Origin of the sequence: Streptomyces palmae, assembly GCF_004684805.1 — a bacterium.
Taxonomy (GTDB): Bacteria; Actinomycetota; Actinomycetes; order Streptomycetales; family Streptomycetaceae; genus Streptomyces; species Streptomyces palmae.
The window spans coordinates 1-15479 of the sequence record NZ_SRID01000149.1 but is presented as its reverse complement, the minus strand read 5'-3'; the positions used below and the strand labels follow the sequence as shown (position 1 = coordinate 15479).

Genomic DNA, 15479 nt, shown 5'->3' with positions numbered 1-15479 from the left:
GCCCCCCGCCGCGCAGCCGGCCATCCCCCGGCGCGCCGGCCGCCCCCGACCGCTTGACCGCCCGGGCCAGCGCCACGTCGTCGATCACCGCCTGCCGGATGCTCTCCGGGACCCGGGCCCGCTCCGCCGCCTCCCGGCGCAGCAGGACGCAGCCGCCCGCCGCCGCCGCGGTACGGCACCGGGGCCGGTTCACCCAGCGGAACGGGTACAGCTGGGCGAAGAAGTACACGAAGGCCGGGACGACCAGCCGCTCCCAGAAGGTCGCCACCCGCAGCCGCGCCATCTGGGAGACCAGGTCCGCGCCGGTGCTGGTGGCGGCCCGCACCAGCTCCCGCAGGCTGTCCGGCTCATGCGCGATGTCCGCGTCGGTGAGCAGCAGGTACTCCGCGTCGGTACGGGCCCGGGCCAGCGCCATACCGTGCCGCACCGCCCACAGCTTGCCGGTCCAGCCCGGCTCCGGCTCACCCGGGGAGTCCACCGTCAGCGGCAGTCCGCCCCGCCCGGCCTCCCGCGCGGCGAGCTCGCGGGCCAGCTCCCCGGTGCCGTCGCCGCTGCCGTCATCGATCAGGAAGACCTCGGCCCGCCCCGGATAGTCCTGGGTCAGCAGCGAGGGCAGGCTCAGCGGCAGCACCTCGGCCTCGTCCCGGGCGGGCACCACCACCGCCACCGACGGCCAGGACGGCGGGTCCGCGCGGTCCGGCAGCCTGACGTCCGTACGCCAGAAGAAGCCCTGTCCCAGCAGGAGCCACACCCAGACGGCCAGGGCCGCCACGGCGATCCACAACAGTACGGTCATCGGCCGAGTCTGCCCGACCGGCGACCTCTGCCGCCCCCGGACGCGCGAAGCCCATCGACTAAAGTGGCCGGGTGCCGTGTGCGCTGCGTGCCGCGGCCTGCGCACACCGTCGGGGTGCGCGGACGACGCGAGGATGCGAGGCGTAACCCGGTGAAGATCGCGCTCATGGACTCCGGAATCGGTCTGCTCGCGGCAGCGGCCGCGGTGCACCGGCTGCGGCCCGACGCCGATCTCGTCCTCTCCTCCGACCCGGAGGGCATGCCCTGGGGCCCGCGCACTCCGCAGGGCCTGACCGAGCGCGCCCTCGGCTGCGCCCGGGCCGCCGCGGCCCTCGCCCCCGACGCCCTCATCGTGGCCTGCAACACCGCCTCGGTGCACGCCCTGCCCGCGCTCCGCGCCGAGCTGGAGCCCGCGCTGCCGGTGATCGGCACCGTACCCGCCATCAAGCCCGCGGCGGCCGGTGGCGGACCGGTCGCCATCTGGGCCACCCCGGCCACCACCGGCAGCCCCTACCAGCGCGGACTGATCAGCGAGTTCGCCGACGGGGTGCGGGTCACCGAGGTGGCCTGCCCGGGGCTGGCCGACGCCGTGGAGCACGCCGACAGCCAGGCCATGGACGCCGCGGTGGCCGACGCCGCGGCCCGCACCCCCAGCGATGTGCGCGCCCTGGTGCTCGGCTGCACCCACTACGAGCTGCTCGCCGACCGCATCCGGGCGGCCGTCCAGCCCGCCGGGGAGCCCCCGCTGGCCCTGTACGGCTCGGCCGACGCGGTGGCCACCCAGGCGCTGCGCCGCATCGGCGCCGAACCGGCCCCGGACGCCGCCCCGACCGGCACCCTCACCGTGCTGCTCAACGGCCGGACCGCCACTCTGCCGGCGGAGGCGCTCAGCTACGCCGAGGGCCGCTCGCTGGCCGCCCCGGCCGAGGTGCTCCAGGGCTGATTTCCGGCGCGCGGGCGCCGCCCGGACGGCATGGCAGTGATACGAAACCACTGTGAAACGGGCCATAAGCCCTCTGCTGGAGTGCCGGTGGCTGAGTACGCTTCCTCGCATGAGGGACCACCGCGAGGACCTGCTTTCTGGGGTGGGTGAGCCTCCCCCACCCGTGTGGACCGGCCGGGCGACCAACCGTGTGCAGTGGCCGCTGGCCGCGCTGGGCGCCGCCTGCGTGGCGCTGGGCGTCGAGCTCGCGGTGGACTCCAGCTGGGCCTCCGGCCTGGTGCCGCTGCTGATGTCCGTGATCGGCTGTGTGGCCGCCGGCCTGCTGATCATCTTCGGCACCCTGGCCTTCGTCCATGTGGCGGTACGAGTGGACGCCGACGCCCTGGAGGTGCGCTGCGGCCACATCGGAGTGCCGCGCCGCCGGATCCCGCTGCGCCAGGTGGCGGGCGCGGAGTTCGTGGCCCAGGTCACCCCCTGCCAGTGGGGCGGCTGGGGTTACCGCTGGCGCCCGGAGAAGGGCACCGCGGTCGTCGTCCGACGCGGCGAGGGCCTGGTGCTGCGGCTCGGTGACGGCCGGGTCTTCACGGTCACCGTGGACGACGCGCAGGCCGCGGTGGAGGCCGTCCGGGACCACCTCCGCTTCCACGCCCGCCGCACCTCCCAGGCCTGACGGACGGGCCGCCGAGCCGCCCCCTGAAGAGGGCGGAGAGCGGTGTGTCCCCGTACGACTCCGTCCTCGTCCCGGGCCCGGGGTATACGGCGCGGGCGGTCGCCGCTCGCCCTCGCGGACCTCGCGGTCCGGCGCCGGGCCCGACCGTTCCGGAGCGGCCCACGGGCCGCGGCCGACCCCGTTCAGGCCGCCCGTCCGGGGCCGGTGTCCGGGTCGCGGTCGTCGGGCTTTCCGGGCTCGGGGAGGCCGGGGTGCGGTGTCTTCCGGGGCCGTACCACGCGGAACGCGGTGTCCGCTTCCGGAGCCCGGGGTCCCGCCGGGCGGAGTCCCACCCCCGTGGCCGCCACGCGGACCCCCGTCTCACCGGCGTCCGCGCGGCGCGCCGTGGCCAGGCCCGCGAGGAGGCCGGCGCAGGCCGTGACCCGGGGAGAGCCCAGCGCCTCGCCGGCCATCGACTCCACCGCCAGGGCGGTCAGAGCCGCCCCGGCGGCCAGCACGAGCGGGGTGGCGCGCGGCGAGCGCCACAGCGCGTACAGCAGCCAGCCGAAGACGGCGCCGAGCAGTACCACTCCGGGCAGGCCCTGTTCGGCGGCCTGCTGGAGCAGGGCGGAGTGCGCCGTGCCGTCCGGCCCGGCCGCGCCGGCGGTCAGTTCCCCGAACCGGCCGGGCCCCACCCCGCGCAGCGGATGCGCCGCCGCCAGCCGCACGGCCTGGTGCCACAGCCGGATCCGGTGCGTGGGCGGATGGTCCTGGAAGGCGCCGAGGAGCCCGGGCGGCAGCGCGCCCGCGCCCAGCGCCCAGCAGCAGCCGGCCGCCGCCGCGGCGATCAGCGCCAGCGCGGCCAGGCCCGGCAGCCGGCGGACGCGGCCCGCGGCCAGTGAGCCCAGCACGACCAGCACCACCGGAACAGCCGCGGCCGGTCCGACCAGCAGGCAGCCGGCCGCCGCGGCCCCGGCCGCCGGCAGGTGCAGGACCGAGCGCCGCCAGCCGGGCCGGACCGCCCAGGCCGCGCAGCAGGCGGCCCCGGCGGCCAGGGTCAGTTCTGCGGTGCCAGGCCCCATGCGTTCCGGCGGGCCGCCACCCGGGGAGAGGCCGTCACCCGGGGAGAGCAGGGCGAGCCCGAGGCCGCCGAGCGCCGCGGCGGCGGCCGCGGCGACGGGCAGCAGGCTGCCGGCGATGCGCCCGCAGGCGTAGCCGGCGGCCACCGCCAGCACCGCGAGCAGCACGCCCTCCGGGCGGGAGGTGCGCCCGGTGGCGCTCACCAGCGCCCAGCCGGCGCAGCAGCCGAGGACCACGGCACCCGCCACGTTCGCGGTGCGGGCGCGCGAGGGCGGGGTGGGAGATACGGCCGGTGACATCATCCCGTCGGCCCCCCGATCCATGACGGGCGCCCGTCACGGCGAGCGGGGGCACCGTACGCCGTCGCCGGGCGTGCAGGAACTGCCGGACACCGTAACCGCTGCCGGTGCGGCTGGGGAGGACTTGCGCGGGAATACCACACCTGGTGTGAGAATCGGCTGTCACGGAACGATCGTCCCGACCCGCCGCTACCCTCAGGCGCATGGCTACTCCCGACTTCATCAGTGCGCTGCGGACCCATATCGGCAACCGGCTGCTCCCCCTGCCCGGGGTCAGCGCGATCGTGTTGGACGACGACGGCCGGGTGCTGCTCGGCCGCCGGGCGGACAACGGCCGTTGGGCCATCATCGGCGGCATCCCGGAGCCGGGGGAGCAGCCGGCCGCCGCCGTGGTGCGCGAGGTCTTCGAGGAGACCGCGGTGCGCTGCGTCCCCGAACGGGTCCTGGTCGTGCAGGCATTGGAGCCGGTCGTCTACCCCAACGGCGACGTCTGCCAGTTCATGGACATCTGCTTCCTCGCCCGCGCGGTGGGCGGCGAGGCCCGGGTGAACGACGACGAGTCGTTGGAGGTGGGCTGGTTCGAACCGGATGCTCTGCCGGACCTGGAGGACTTCGCCCTCAGTCGGATCAAGCAGGCCGCAGCGGAGGGCCCGACGTGGTTCGAGGGCATCGGGGAGTTGTGAGAGCGCGTCGGCCGGGCTGAGCCGGCGGGGTTCGCGGAGAAGGCGTCAGCCTGGCCGACGCAGGGCCGAAGCGGGGTGTGCGGCGCAGCTCGTCTGAACGGTCTGGCGGCAACGCTCGCGGCCGTCCTGAATGAGGTGGCCGCACAGGGTCGCAGTCACGTTGACGGAGCGATGCCCCGGGGATCCTTGTGAGGCGACGAGCCATTGGTCGGCGTTACGGTTGCCCACTTCTAGCGGAGGTCGTGCGGGTTGCAGGCCGGTAGCCCGAGCTGCTGAATTGCCCGGTCCCATGACGTGCGAACGAGGCCGGTGTGCGTCATTTCACCTTTGGCGTTGAGGACGGGAAGCGGTGCCGAGAGTGGATCGAGAATCGCCGCCGCAGGGATGTCGTGCCACTCACTTTCCTTGCAGTGCTTGAGTGGCGCATGCATGACAGCGTGCTTTCCCGACGTGTTCTCCACACGGACGACCTGTCGGCACAGGCGGAGATTTCCGTCGGAGAGGTCTTCCAGAAGGACGTCCATGCGCCGGCGAGCGGACAGATCCACCACGTCGGGCGCTGTGACCTGGGCCATAGTCGTGCTGCCCGGGTGCGGCACGACGTGGAGGCGCATCATCCGTCCGTAGGGCTCGAGAGTGCCAGCCGATGGTGCCTTGAGCGCCGGCCAGCCCGCCGCGTACTGGCGAACCGAGACCATTCCGGCCGCGGAGTCGATGTAGATGTTCTCGCGCTGCCTCGCGCCGCGCCCACCAGACTCGCGATATCGGACCGTTCATCGCTTGACGCTGCGGCACCCTTGTCAATGATCTCCGCCACAATATGTACCTATTTTTTGGATGGTGGCTTCCTCTGGCCACCTTCGTTGAATGGGTGTCATTGCCATCCATCTTTCCGGCCGCACCAAAACCGGGGAGCGTCGGGGAATTCGTGTCGTCCGGCGTCGGCGTGTCCGGTAGGTGGGAATCAGAGCTGTCGCTGCACTCGTACCAGAGATGGGTCCTTATGGGCGTAGCGGCAGCTCCCGCCGACTGGGGCGGGGCGGTCCGCGCAGACGCCACGTACACGCTGGTGCTCGTCGACCGGCTGCCGGCCGAGCGCGGCTGCGCCATCGGCGCCAGGCGTACTCAGCGGTTCAGGACAGTCAAGAACGATCGTTCCTTGACTCTGTTCCGGGTCTCGTGCGACGGCAACGGTTCGGGGCGTGCCGAAGTGACCCGTTCCTAGGCTTCTCTCGTGAAGATCATTGAGTCCCTCATGCGGGCGGGCCCGCGCGGCGTCGTATCCGGGCACCCGCCCGCTCCGGCTCCCGCCCCTCACCGCGACGACGGGTCCGCGGTCTGACCCGGCCCGCTCCACAGAACGGCTCCCCGCCAAGCCGTGTGCGCGAGACCTCTCGCAGTGCGCTGGTGAACGGAGAGGAAAATCAACCCTTGACATGTTTCCCATGTTCACCGGAATATCACCTCGTGAACCTGTCATACAGGCAGACAGGTGGCCGGGCACCCTGGCGCATCAGAGCCATGGAAGCGGTGCCCGCCCACCTTCGACACGCGAGCGAACGCGATGAATACGCAGTCGGCGACCCCAGCGATCCGCTGGAGGTGCGCCGCCGCATCCCGGGCGCTGGCCATGCGGCGGTGCGGTGCACCCGGGAGGACCTCGACCATCCGACCCATCCACTGAAGCGCATGGAGCGGGAGCAGGACACCGCGGCCTGGGTGGCCATGGACACCCTCTGCCACCTCGCCGTCGCCGAGGCGTCCCGGAATCCCGTGTTCCATCCGGTGATCGAGGAGATCCGGTACGCGCCGGCCCGCCAGTCCGCCTTCCTCAACGACCTGGGCGGCCGCCGCGAGAAGAGCCACCGCGAACGACGAGCGATCCACGAGGCACGGGTGGACCGCTGCGATCGCGACGCGGCCGCATCCATGTCCCACCACCTCGACGGCGTCCACACGAGCCTGACCCACATTCTGCGCCCCGCGCCCGCGGAGGCCCCCACGAAAGGCGGACGCCAGGCGTGACCGAGCGATCCCTGCAAGAGCCATCCCAGGACACCGCGGCCGGAGCGCGGCCGGCCGGACACATCGACGCCGGCGACGCCGGGTACAGCAAGTCCCTGAAATCCCGGCACGTCAACATGATCGCCATCGGCGGCGCCATCGGCACCGGCCTCTTCCTCGGCGCGGGCGGGCGGCTGGCCGACGCCGGGCCCTCCCTGTTCATCGCCTACGCCGTCTGCGGCGTCTTCGCATTCCTGGTGGTACGGGCGCTCGGCGAGCTGGTGCTGTACCGGCCGTCGTCGGGCGCCTTCGTGTCCTACGCCCGTGAGTTCCTCGGCGAGAAGGGCGCCTACACCGCGGGCTGGATGTACTTCCTGAACTGGGCCACCACCGGAATCGCCGACATCACGGCCGTGGCCACCTACACCCACTACTGGGGCATGTTCTCCGACATCCCCCAGTGGGTGATCGCGCTCATCGCGTTGAGCGTCGTCCTGGCGGTCAACCTCATCTCGGTGCGGATCTTCGGTGAGCTGGAGTTCTGGTTCGCCATCATCAAGGTCGGCGCCCTTGTGGTCTTCATGCTCATCGGCATCTTCCTGTTGGTCAGCCAGCACCAGATCGACGGTCACACCCCCGGCCCGGATCTCATCGGCGACAACGGCGGAATCTTCCCCAACGGCGTGCTGCCCATGCTCCTGATCATCCAGGGTGTCGTCTTCGCCTACGCCTCCGTCGAGTTGGTCGGTGTCGCGGCCGGCGAGACCGAGAACCCCGAGAAGATCATGCCGAAGGCGATCAACTCGATCATGTGGCGGGTCGGCATTTTCTACGTCGGTTCCGTCGTTCTGCTGTCCATGCTCCTGCCCTGGACGCGCTACGGCGCGGACGAGAGCCCCTTCGTGACGGTGCTGTCCAACATCGGCGTGCCCGCCGCCGGCGACGTGATGAACCTCGTCGTGCTCACCGCCGCCATGTCCTCCCTCAACTCCGGCCTGTACTCCACCGGCCGCATCCTGCGCTCCATGGCCATGTCCGGCTCCGCGCCGAGGTTCACGGGCGTGATGAACCGCAACCATGTCCCCTACGGGGGGATCCTGCTCACCAGCGGTGTCTGCGTCCTGGGAGTCGGGCTCAACTTCGTCGTCCCGGACGACGCCTTCGAGATCGTGCTGAACCTCGCGGCCATCGGCATTCTCACGACCTGGGGCATGATCATGCTCTGCCATGTGCTGTTCTGGCGCAAGACGCGCAGCGGGGAGCTGACGAGGCCGTCCTACCGCCTCCCGGGCTCGCCGTGGACGGAGATCGTGACGATCGCCTTCCTCGCCTCGGTCGTGGTGCTGATGTACGCCGACGGAGGTGCCAGCCGCACCACGGTGCTCTGCATACCCCTGATCGTGGCGGCGCTGGTCGCCGGATGGTTCGGGGTACGCAACCGTACGGCCCGCGCTTCCTCGGGAACGGACGCATGAGCCAGGTGACCCCGCACGTCGGGCTCGTCGCGCCGGCACCGGTAGTCCGCGAGCCCGCCCACGCCCCCGTCGCCCACCTCGTCCGGGAGGGTGTCATCGAGGGTGTCCACTACGGATCCGTCGTGGTGCTCGGTCCGACCGGAGATGTGCGGCTTCGGATCGGTGACATCGAAGCCGCCTTCTATCCGCGCTCCGCGCTGAAGCCCCTCCAAGCCGTGGCCATGCTGCGGGCCGGGCTGCCGCTCGACGGCGAGCTGCTGGCGCTGGCCGCGGCCAGCCACTCCGGCGAGGAGCGGCACCTGACCGGCGCCCGCCGCGTCCTTGAGCTCGCAGGTCTCGGAGAAGGGGACCTGCGCAACGTACCGGACCTCCCCCTCGACCCGGTGGTACGGGACGACTGGGTCCTCGCGGGGCGGCTGCCGACCCGGATCGCCCAGAACTGCTCCGGCAAGCACGCGGCCATGCTGTACACGGCGAAGGTCAATGGCTGGTCGCTTGGGGACTACCTCGACCCGGACCATCCTCTCCAGCGGGCCATCGCGGCGACCGTCGAGGAGTTCACCGGTCAGGCTGTGGCCCGGGTCAGCGTCGACGGCTGCGGTACACCCCTGTTCGCCGTCTCGCTCCACGGGCTCGCGCGGGCCGCAGCCAGGCTCACCACAGCACCCGCCGGGACCCCGGAGGCCCGGGTAGCGGACGCGATGCGGGAGCACGCCGAGATGGCCTCCGGCTCCGGACGCGACGTCGCCTCGCTGATGCGCGCCGTACCGGGGCTCCTCACCAAGGACGGCTTCGAAGCGGTCCAGATCGCCGCACTGCCGGACGGACAGGCCGTCGCGGTGAAGATCGCCGACGGGGGCGACCGGGCGCGTGCCCTGGTCACCGCGGCCGGCCTCGTCCACGCCGGCGTCGATCCGGCACCGCTCGCGGAGTTCATGGGCTCGCCCCTCCTCGGCGGCGGCGAGCCGGTCGGCTTGATCCGGCCGGCCGGCGCGCTGGCCTCGGGCACCCCCGCGCCTGCCCCCTGACCCGCACACGACATCCCACCCGTTCCGGAAAGAGGAATCCCATACCCATGACCACCGCAGCCCACCGCAGGGAGCACGATCTGCTCGGGGACCGCGATGTTCCCGCGGAGGCGTACTGGGGCATCCACACGCTGCGCGCCACGGAGAACTTCCCCATCACGGGGACACCCATCTCCGCCTACCCCCACCTGATCGACGCCCTCGCCGCCGTCAAGGAGGCGACCGCCCTCGCCAACGAGGAACTCGGCCTGCTGGATCCCGTGAAAGCGGCCGCCATCGTCGAGGCCTGCCGGGAGATCCGTGCCGGACGGCTGCACGACCAGTTCGTGGTCGACGTCATTCAGGGCGGCGCCGGCACGTCGACGAACATGAACGTCAACGAGGTCGTCGCCAACCGGGCGCTGGAGCTCCTCGGCCGTCCCAAGGGGGACTACGGGCACCTGCACCCCAACGAGGACGTCAACCTCAGCCAGTCGACCAACGACGTCTACCCGACCGCGGTCCGTGTCGCGACGGTCTTCGCGGTGCGCGGGCTGCTCGCGGCGATGACGGTGCTCCAGGACGCGTTCGCCGGCAAGGCCGTCGAGTTCCGCGACGTGCTGAAGATGGGCCGCACCCAACTCCAGGACGCGGTGCCGATGACACTGGGCCAGGAGTTCTCGGCGTACGCCGTCATGCTGGAGGAGGACCGCAGTCGGCTGTCCGAGGCGGCCGAGCTGATCCACGAGATCAACCTGGGCGCCACAGCCATCGGCACCGGGCTCAACGCCCCGGCCGGATACGCGGAGGCCGTCCGCCGCCACCTCACGCGGGTCACCGGACTGCCGCTGGTGACCGCCGCCAACCTGGTCGAGGCGACGCAGGACTGCGGCGCGTTCGTCCAGATGTCGGGCGTGCTCAAGCGGATCGCCGTCAAACTCTCCAAGAGCTGTAACGATCTGCGGCTGCTGTCCTCCGGGCCGCGCGCCGGCCTCAACGAGATCAACCTGCCTCCGGTGCAGGCGGGTTCCAGCATCATGCCCGGCAAGGTCAACCCGGTGATCCCTGAGGTGGTCAACCAGGTGGCGTTCGAGGTGATCGGCAACGACGTCACCATCACCATGGCCGCCGAGGCCGGTCAGCTCCAGCTCAACGCCTTCGAGCCGATCATCCTGCACGCCCTGTCCGAAAGCATCACGCACCTGCGTGAGGCATGCCTGACGCTCGCCCAGCGGTGCGTCACGGGCATCACGGCCAACACCGATCAGCTGCGGGCGGCCGTGGAGAACTCGATCGGACTGGTGACCGCCCTCAACCCGCATATCGGCTACATGGCCGCCACGGAGATAGCCAAGGAGGCCCTCGCCACCGGGCGAGGCGTCGCCGAGCTGGTGCTGGAGAAGAACCTGCTGCCGGCCGACCGGCTGGAGGCGCTACTGCGCCCCGAGGTGGTGGCCGGCAGCGGCTCGCCACGGCTCTGATCCCGCCGCGTACCGGCCTGAGGACGTCGGCCGAGCCCTCCGGGCCGGTAAGGATCCGGCCCGGAGGGGCACCACCTCACCTCCGGGGCTCGGGCCGCGTCTCCGGGTGGGGCGGCGGTGGTGGGAGCGGTGGCGCCGACGTCCGGATCAGTGGCGAAGAGCCTCCGGAACACCACGTACTCCGCCCCGATGGCGGTCGGCCAGGGAAGCGACATCAGTGCGGCGAAGCGGGCGAAGTACCTCCGCCGACACCGTGTTCGTCCCGCCATGCCCGCGGCACGGCTTTCCGGCGCCTGCCGTCCACCGGGGCCAGCCGCTGCGTTGCTCGCTCACCCGTCGGCTCGGCCGTCCGTGGGGGTGCCCGCGCGCTTGGGGTGCACGATCTCGGTGAGAGTCGTCTCGACCCGGCAGAGGTGGTCGGACATGGCCTGGACCGCGCCCTGTTCGGAACTGTCGGTCAGCGCCTCGAAGATCGCCCGGTGCTCGCAGTTGGATTGCTCGCGCCGGCCGCCAAGCTCCGTGAGGAATGCCGACTGACGCGCCAGTGCGTCACGGATCTCCTCGATGACCCGGCAGAACACCTGGTTGCGGGAAGCCTGGGCAACCGCCAGGTGGAAGATGCTGTCCAGCGCGACCCACGCCGTGGTGTCGGTCTCCCGTTCCATCTGGTCGAGCAGGTGGGCCAGGTGGTCCAGGTCTTGCGGCGTGCGGCGCAGCGCGGCGTACCCGGCGACCGGGATCTCGACGTGCCGACGCACCTCGAGCAGATCTCTGGCGGCGTAGTCACCGAAGGTCGGGTCCTCGACCGTGTTCGCCACGACGAAGGTTCCCTTGCCGGTCTTGGAGACAGTCAGCCCCATGGCCTGGAGCGCCCGGAGCGCCTCCCGCAGCACGGGCCGGCTGACCTCCAGGATGCGGCACAACTCCGCTTCGGAGGGAAGTTTCTCGCCCACGGAGTACTCACCGCGCTCGATGGCGCCGCGCAGGTAGCCGAACACCGCTTCCGTCGCGCTGACGCGCCGCGGGATCGGCTCTCCTACCCGGCTGCCTGACAGGTTCACGGGGTGATCTTGAGGGCTGCCCGGGCAGGGTGTCAAGACACCGGCGTCGGCGAATCGGTCCAAGCACGGCGCTCCCGGTGGACCCTCCAGATCCCCGGCCGAGCCCACACGGTCAGAGAATCGATCCCTCGCTGGATCACAGGCAGCGATCGGTCGCCACGACCGTGACAAGCGCCTCGCCCTCGACCGGGGGCCAGTCGTGCCCGGGCCCCGCCGCTCAGCGGAGGACGGGGCCCGATGGGGAGGAACCGCGTGACGTGCGGCGGGCGGCGAGAGCAGGGGCGCGCTACCGCGTGGGCCCGGCGGAGCGCTGTTCCCATCGGTCCCAGTGCAGGACGTGCTCGAGGGGGACGCGGCGGGCAGGCTTGAAGTCGGTGCCGATGGTGTAAGCCAGCGGGATGAACGCGGCCAGCATGATGTCGTCGTGCGGAACGCCGAGCACCTCGGCCAGCTCCCGCTCCAGTGGCCCTTGTGCCGTCGTCCAGGTGGTGCCCAGGCCGCGTGCCCGGGCGGCCAGCATGAAGCTCCACACCGCCGGCAGGATCGAGCCCCACGCCCCCGCTTGCACGGTCACCGGAGCGTGGTCGGTGCGTCCTTCCACCCCAGGGATGACGAAGGCGGGCACTCGGTGGATGTTGGCGGCCAGATGGCGCAGGCCGTCGAAAACACGCTCGGTGGAGCCGGGGTGGTAGTTCATGCGCCACGCGTCGCGTTCGGTCAGGGGGTGTCCGGTGGCCAGTGGTAGGGCGCGCAGGAAGATGTCGGCCACGGCCCGCCGCTGGGCGGGTTCGGTGACGACGAGGAAGTGCCAGCGCTGCCTGTTGCGGCCGGTCGGCGCCTGTGTGGCCAAGTCCACGCACTCCTCGATCAGGCGGCGCGGGACCGGGCGGTCCAGGTCAAGGCGTTTGCGTACGGCGCGGGTGGTCGACAGAAGCTGGTCTGGGGTCAGGTCCAGTGTCACAGCCGCTTCCTCTGTTTCGGTGGTAGGGGTCAGTGGGCGTCGTGCCATCTATCCGCAGATTATCTGTCGCCAGATGATTGGCGAGCATACAAATCTGGTGAGTGGTGCGCAAACAATCTGAGGGCAGATGAATTCTTGGTAGGGTTGACGCGTGGCCACCGCACACGCAAAGGAGGTGGGCATGCCGCCCAAGACCGCAGACCGCGAGGCCGGCTACTTTCCGACGCTCGCCGCGGAGCGCCTGGACATCGCGCTGTGCCGCGCCTCGACCGTCGTCGCCCGCGCCGCAGAAGCCAGGGCGAACGAGTCCGGGATCGGCGTCGGGCAGCATCTGGTGCTCAAGATGCTCGCCAAGGTCGGCCCTAGCTCGCAGCGGGCCCTGAGTGACCAACTGCGCATCGACCGCAGCGTCATGGTCGGCATCTGCGACAGCCTGGAGCAGGCGGGGCACGTACGGCGCGAACGCGACGCGGGCGATCGCCGCGCCTACGCCGTCACCATCACTGACTCAGGCCGCCGGCTCCTCGCCCGCGCCGAGGGCGCGGTACCCGAATTCCTCGACGACACCTTCGCGGACCTCACCCCAGCCGAACGCGAACAACTCTCCGCCCTGCTCGCCAAACTCCTGCGGCTCCACACCTGAGGTAGTTCGGCCGGGGGAAGCGCCTCCGGGCACTGCGCTGGGGGTGCGTGTTCGGGTCGGCGAACGACGGCACCCTCAAATGATCTCGTACGGTGACCTGGTCGGCCGGCTCAGTGCGCCTGGGAGCTGCTCAGGGCGGAGTCACCCAGCTGTCTGTGACGCAACCGGCGCGTAGATCCGGCTGACGGCGGACGGCATGCACGGGGCGGCGGCGTACGGGCCGACCCGGTCCCAGGCTGCCACGAACGGCACCATCGCGACCAAGCGCGAGGGCCAGGCAGGCCTCCACGGCGACGCAGGGGGAACGCGCTGGCCGGCGAATCGGTCGAGGAAAGCGCGCCGCTGGGCCGGGCCGCCACGGGACGGCTCCACCGGCCGTCGTCAGGCCGCGCGGGCGCGCAGGCGGCGCAGCATGCGCGCGTCCTCGAAGCCGACCGAGCGGGCGGCAGCCTCGACCGTGGCGCCATGGCTGATGAGGTGCTCGGCGCGTTCCAGGCGCAGGGTCTGCTGGTAGCGCAGCGGGGTGAGGCCGGTGGCACGGTTGAAGAGCCGGGTGAGGGTACGTTCGCTGACTCCGACAGCCGAGGCCAGGCTGGGCAGCGGCAGCCGTTGGTCGAAGCGGGTGTCGATGACGTCCTGGACGCGGTGCACGGTGTCATCGAGGTGGGACCGATGCCGGAACATCGCGCTGGACTGCGGCTCGTGGCCGTTGCGGCGGGCGTAGATGACCATGTCCCGGGCTACCCGGGCGGCGACGGCGGGCCCATGCCGGCCGGCGACGAGGTACAGGGCCAGGTCGATGCCGCTGGCGATGCCGGCCGAGGTGATCACCCGGTCGTCGGCGGTGAACAAAACGTCGCGGACGACGACCGCTCCGGGGTGGCGCAGAGCCAGCTCGTCCTGCACGTCGTGGTGGGTGGTGCAGCGGCGGCCCTTGAGCAGGCCCGCCCGCCCGAGCGCCTCCGCGCCCGCACATACGCTGGCCACCGTCCCGCCCTTGGTGTGGTGGTCCCGCAGGACCTTCAGCGAGGCTTCGGCGATGGCAGGCGAGTCGGCCAGGGTGCCGGCCCGCCATCCGGGGATCAGGATCAGGTCCTCGGGCCCGAGTTCGGGCCAGTCGAGCCCGGTCACCAGAGGCAGTCCCTGAGCGGTGGGGACCTGCGACCGCTCGGCGACATAGGTGAGGGTGTAGGAGTGCCCGAAGTCGGCCGCGGTGGAGAAGACCTGTGCGGGGCCGGCCAAGTCCAGCAGGTGGACTCCGGGCACCAGAAAGAAGACGACGTGGCTCACTATTCGGTCATCATGCCGGAAGATCCGCCGCGGCCTCCACCTCGTCGACCGTCGCGATGGTGGCGAAGCGGCCGGCGAGGGCGTACTCGGTGCGCCGGATGACCTCGTCGGCGGGCAGGGTACGAGGGTCGGCGAGCAGTTCGGCGAGGCTCTGGCCGGAGGGGGCGTCGCGGTGCGGGATCGGGTTGGTGGCGGTCGCGTCGATGACGAAAGTGACCAGGTAGCCGAGGTCGCTCGCGATGCGAGCGGTGGTCTCCACGCACTGCTCGGTGCGGATGCCGCAGAGGGTGAGTTCGCGGACCCCGCGCCCGCTGAGGAGTTGCTCCAGGTTGGTGGTGGTGAAGGCGTTGTGCGAGGACTTGTGGATCAGCAGCTCGCCGTCTTCCCGCCGCTCCAGCTCCTCCAGCGGCCGAACGTGCCCGAGGGCCGGGTCGAAGACACCGCCGCTCCCGGGCTCGGAGTGCAGGACCCACACCACCAGGTCCCCGGCCCGCCGGGCCAGCCGGACCAGTCGGTTCACCTTGTCGGCGATCTTCGGGTCGGAAATCGCTTCCCACAGCGGACGGGCGCGGAAGGACTCCTGGACATCGATGACGATCAGTGCTCGGGTCATGCCCCAAGCCTCGGCCGTGCGGACGGGCCGGCGACAGGCCGCATCGGGTCCCGAAGCGGGTCGATCCGGTCAGCCGACACCGCGGTCGCCTCGCTCGGCAGAGGAACTCGGCCATCAGACGGCCGCCCGGTCCCCGGTCCTCGGTCTCCCGGGACGGCTCCGACCCGTATCCATACTCCCGCGCATGACGCCCCATCACGAGATACTCGAAGCCGCGTTGGCCCAGATCACCGCCGGTTTCGTCGGCACCAACCGGGAAGGCGTCGGTGTCGAGCCCGACCTGGCCGTCGCGGCCGGGGACGCGCTGAAAGCGGCGCTGGAGCACCTGCGCACGCGGATCGGCTGAGCACCGTTCGTCCGCCGGGGAGTAGGGCCGCCACCCGCCGGGAGCGGTGGAAGTATGGGGCCGGGCCACATCGGCCCTGCCGCGCCCGCTGCCTAGGCTGCCCGCCATGAGCCTGCCCACCACACCCGGCCCCACCACCGAATCCGCCC

At 71.6% G+C, this 15479-nt stretch carries 16 protein-coding genes; 9 read left to right on the top strand and 7 right to left on the bottom strand.

Annotated elements, in window-relative coordinates; genetic code table 11:
- The coding region (locus tag E4099_RS17010; protein WP_135339920.1) for a glycosyltransferase at window positions 1-796 on the bottom strand (796 nt) is incomplete at its 3' end.
- Between the two features lie 150 nt (window positions 797-946).
- Between E4099_RS17010 and E4099_RS17005 the strand changes: the two genes are divergently transcribed.
- Both E4099_RS17005 and E4099_RS17000 read left to right on the top strand, forming a co-directional pair.
- Window positions 947-1738 carry a glutamate racemase gene (locus tag E4099_RS17005; protein WP_135339919.1) on the top strand — a complete coding sequence of 264 codons (792 nt, stop codon included), beginning with the start codon at window positions 947-949 and terminating at the stop codon, window positions 1736-1738.
- A 109-nt stretch (window positions 1739-1847) separates the two neighbouring features.
- On the top strand, window positions 1848-2408 hold the full coding sequence (locus tag E4099_RS17000) for a hypothetical protein (protein WP_135339918.1): 561 nt from the start codon (window positions 1848-1850) through the stop codon (window positions 2406-2408).
- Window positions 2409-2590: 182 nt separating this feature from the next.
- On the opposite strand, the gene E4099_RS16995 is transcribed toward E4099_RS17000, so the two are convergent.
- Window positions 2591-3790, bottom strand: a complete 1200-nt coding sequence (locus E4099_RS16995) for an O-antigen ligase family protein (protein WP_135339917.1) — start codon at window positions 3788-3790, stop codon at window positions 2591-2593.
- Window positions 3791-3969: 179 nt separating this feature from the next.
- On the opposite strand from E4099_RS16995, the gene E4099_RS16990 reads away from it, so the two are divergent.
- Window positions 3970-4449: an NUDIX hydrolase gene (locus E4099_RS16990; RefSeq protein WP_135339916.1), complete on the top strand. Its 480-nt coding sequence runs from the start codon at window positions 3970-3972 to the stop codon at window positions 4447-4449.
- Window positions 4450-4679: 230 nt separating this feature from the next.
- On the opposite strand, the gene E4099_RS16985 is transcribed toward E4099_RS16990, so the two are convergent.
- Window positions 4680-5147 carry a hypothetical protein gene (locus E4099_RS16985; RefSeq protein ID WP_135339915.1) on the bottom strand — a complete coding sequence of 156 codons (468 nt, stop codon included), beginning with the start codon at window positions 5145-5147 and terminating at the stop codon, window positions 4680-4682.
- 823 nt (window positions 5148-5970) lie between these two features.
- Here E4099_RS16985 and E4099_RS16980 point away from each other — a divergent pair.
- Genes E4099_RS16980 through aspA form a run of 4 tightly spaced genes read left to right on the top strand, consistent with a single transcriptional unit; the run spans window position 5971 to window position 10416 of the window.
- The gene (locus E4099_RS16980; protein ID WP_135339914.1) at window positions 5971-6474 is read left to right on the top strand and encodes a FadR/GntR family transcriptional regulator; all 504 of its coding nucleotides are present in this window, start codon (window positions 5971-5973) and stop codon (window positions 6472-6474) included.
- The gene (locus E4099_RS16975) at window positions 6471-7928 is read left to right on the top strand and encodes an amino acid permease (protein WP_135339913.1); all 1458 of its coding nucleotides are present in this window, start codon (window positions 6471-6473) and stop codon (window positions 7926-7928) included. The genes E4099_RS16980 and E4099_RS16975 overlap by 4 nt, the downstream gene beginning before the upstream one ends.
- Window positions 7925-8956, top strand: a complete 1032-nt coding sequence (locus E4099_RS16970) for an asparaginase (RefSeq protein WP_135339912.1) — start codon at window positions 7925-7927, stop codon at window positions 8954-8956. The genes E4099_RS16975 and E4099_RS16970 overlap by 4 nt, the downstream gene beginning before the upstream one ends.
- A 47-nt stretch (window positions 8957-9003) precedes the next feature.
- On the top strand, window positions 9004-10416 hold the full coding sequence (aspA, locus tag E4099_RS16965; RefSeq protein WP_135339911.1) for an aspartate ammonia-lyase: 1413 nt from the start codon (window positions 9004-9006) through the stop codon (window positions 10414-10416).
- A 329-nt stretch (window positions 10417-10745) separates the two neighbouring features.
- On the opposite strand, the gene E4099_RS16960 is transcribed toward aspA, so the two are convergent.
- Window positions 10746-11477, bottom strand: coding sequence for a FadR/GntR family transcriptional regulator (locus E4099_RS16960; RefSeq protein ID WP_135339910.1), 732 nt, complete (start codon window positions 11475-11477; stop codon window positions 10746-10748).
- 286 nt (window positions 11478-11763) lie between these two features.
- Entirely contained in the window at window positions 11764-12438 is a 675-nt protein-coding gene (locus E4099_RS16955) for a nitroreductase family protein (protein ID WP_135339909.1), read from the bottom strand.
- 181 nt (window positions 12439-12619) lie between these two features.
- On the opposite strand from E4099_RS16955, the gene E4099_RS16950 reads away from it, so the two are divergent.
- On the top strand, window positions 12620-13081 hold the full coding sequence (locus E4099_RS16950) for a MarR family winged helix-turn-helix transcriptional regulator (protein ID WP_135339921.1): 462 nt from the start codon (window positions 12620-12622) through the stop codon (window positions 13079-13081).
- A gap of 381 nt (window positions 13082-13462) precedes the next feature.
- Here the strand turns inward: E4099_RS16950 and E4099_RS16945 are convergent, their stop codons facing one another.
- Window positions 13463-14371, bottom strand: coding sequence for a GlxA family transcriptional regulator (locus E4099_RS16945; protein WP_135339908.1), 909 nt, complete (start codon window positions 14369-14371; stop codon window positions 13463-13465).
- A gap of 10 nt (window positions 14372-14381) precedes the next feature.
- Complete coding sequence (locus tag E4099_RS16940) at window positions 14382-14984, bottom strand: cysteine hydrolase family protein (RefSeq protein ID WP_135339907.1); 603 nt, start codon at window positions 14982-14984, stop codon at window positions 14382-14384.
- Between the two features lie 184 nt (window positions 14985-15168).
- Here E4099_RS16940 and E4099_RS33655 point away from each other — a divergent pair, with 184 nt between their 5' ends.
- Window positions 15169-15330 carry a hypothetical protein gene (locus tag E4099_RS33655; protein ID WP_209446639.1) on the top strand — a complete coding sequence of 54 codons (162 nt, stop codon included), beginning with the start codon at window positions 15169-15171 and terminating at the stop codon, window positions 15328-15330.
- The last annotated feature ends 149 nt before the right edge of the window (window positions 15331-15479 follow it).

What these genes read in the sequence shown, in the direction of transcription:
- E4099_RS33655 (WP_209446639.1), top strand. Translation starts at nt 15,169, where the DNA reads ATGACGCCCCATCACGAGATACTCGAAGCCGCGTTGGCCCAGATCACC.
- E4099_RS17000 (WP_135339918.1), top strand. Translation starts at nt 1,848, where the DNA reads ATGAGGGACCACCGCGAGGACCTGCTTTCTGGGGTGGGTGAGCCTCCC.
- E4099_RS16940 (WP_135339907.1), bottom strand. Translation starts at nt 14,984, where the DNA reads ATGACCCGAGCACTGATCGTCATCGATGTCCAGGAGTCCTTCCGCGCC.
- E4099_RS16980 (WP_135339914.1), top strand. Translation starts at nt 5,971, where the DNA reads ATGGAAGCGGTGCCCGCCCACCTTCGACACGCGAGCGAACGCGATGAA.
- E4099_RS16985 (WP_135339915.1), bottom strand. Translation starts at nt 5,147, where the DNA reads ATGGTCTCGGTTCGCCAGTACGCGGCGGGCTGGCCGGCGCTCAAGGCA.
- E4099_RS16990 (WP_135339916.1), top strand. Translation starts at nt 3,970, where the DNA reads ATGGCTACTCCCGACTTCATCAGTGCGCTGCGGACCCATATCGGCAAC.
- E4099_RS16995 (WP_135339917.1), bottom strand. Translation starts at nt 3,790, where the DNA reads ATGGATCGGGGGGCCGACGGGATGATGTCACCGGCCGTATCTCCCACC.
- aspA (WP_135339911.1), top strand. Translation starts at nt 9,004, where the DNA reads ATGACCACCGCAGCCCACCGCAGGGAGCACGATCTGCTCGGGGACCGC.
- E4099_RS16970 (WP_135339912.1), top strand. Translation starts at nt 7,925, where the DNA reads ATGAGCCAGGTGACCCCGCACGTCGGGCTCGTCGCGCCGGCACCGGTA.
- E4099_RS16950 (WP_135339921.1), top strand. Translation starts at nt 12,620, where the DNA reads ATGCCGCCCAAGACCGCAGACCGCGAGGCCGGCTACTTTCCGACGCTC.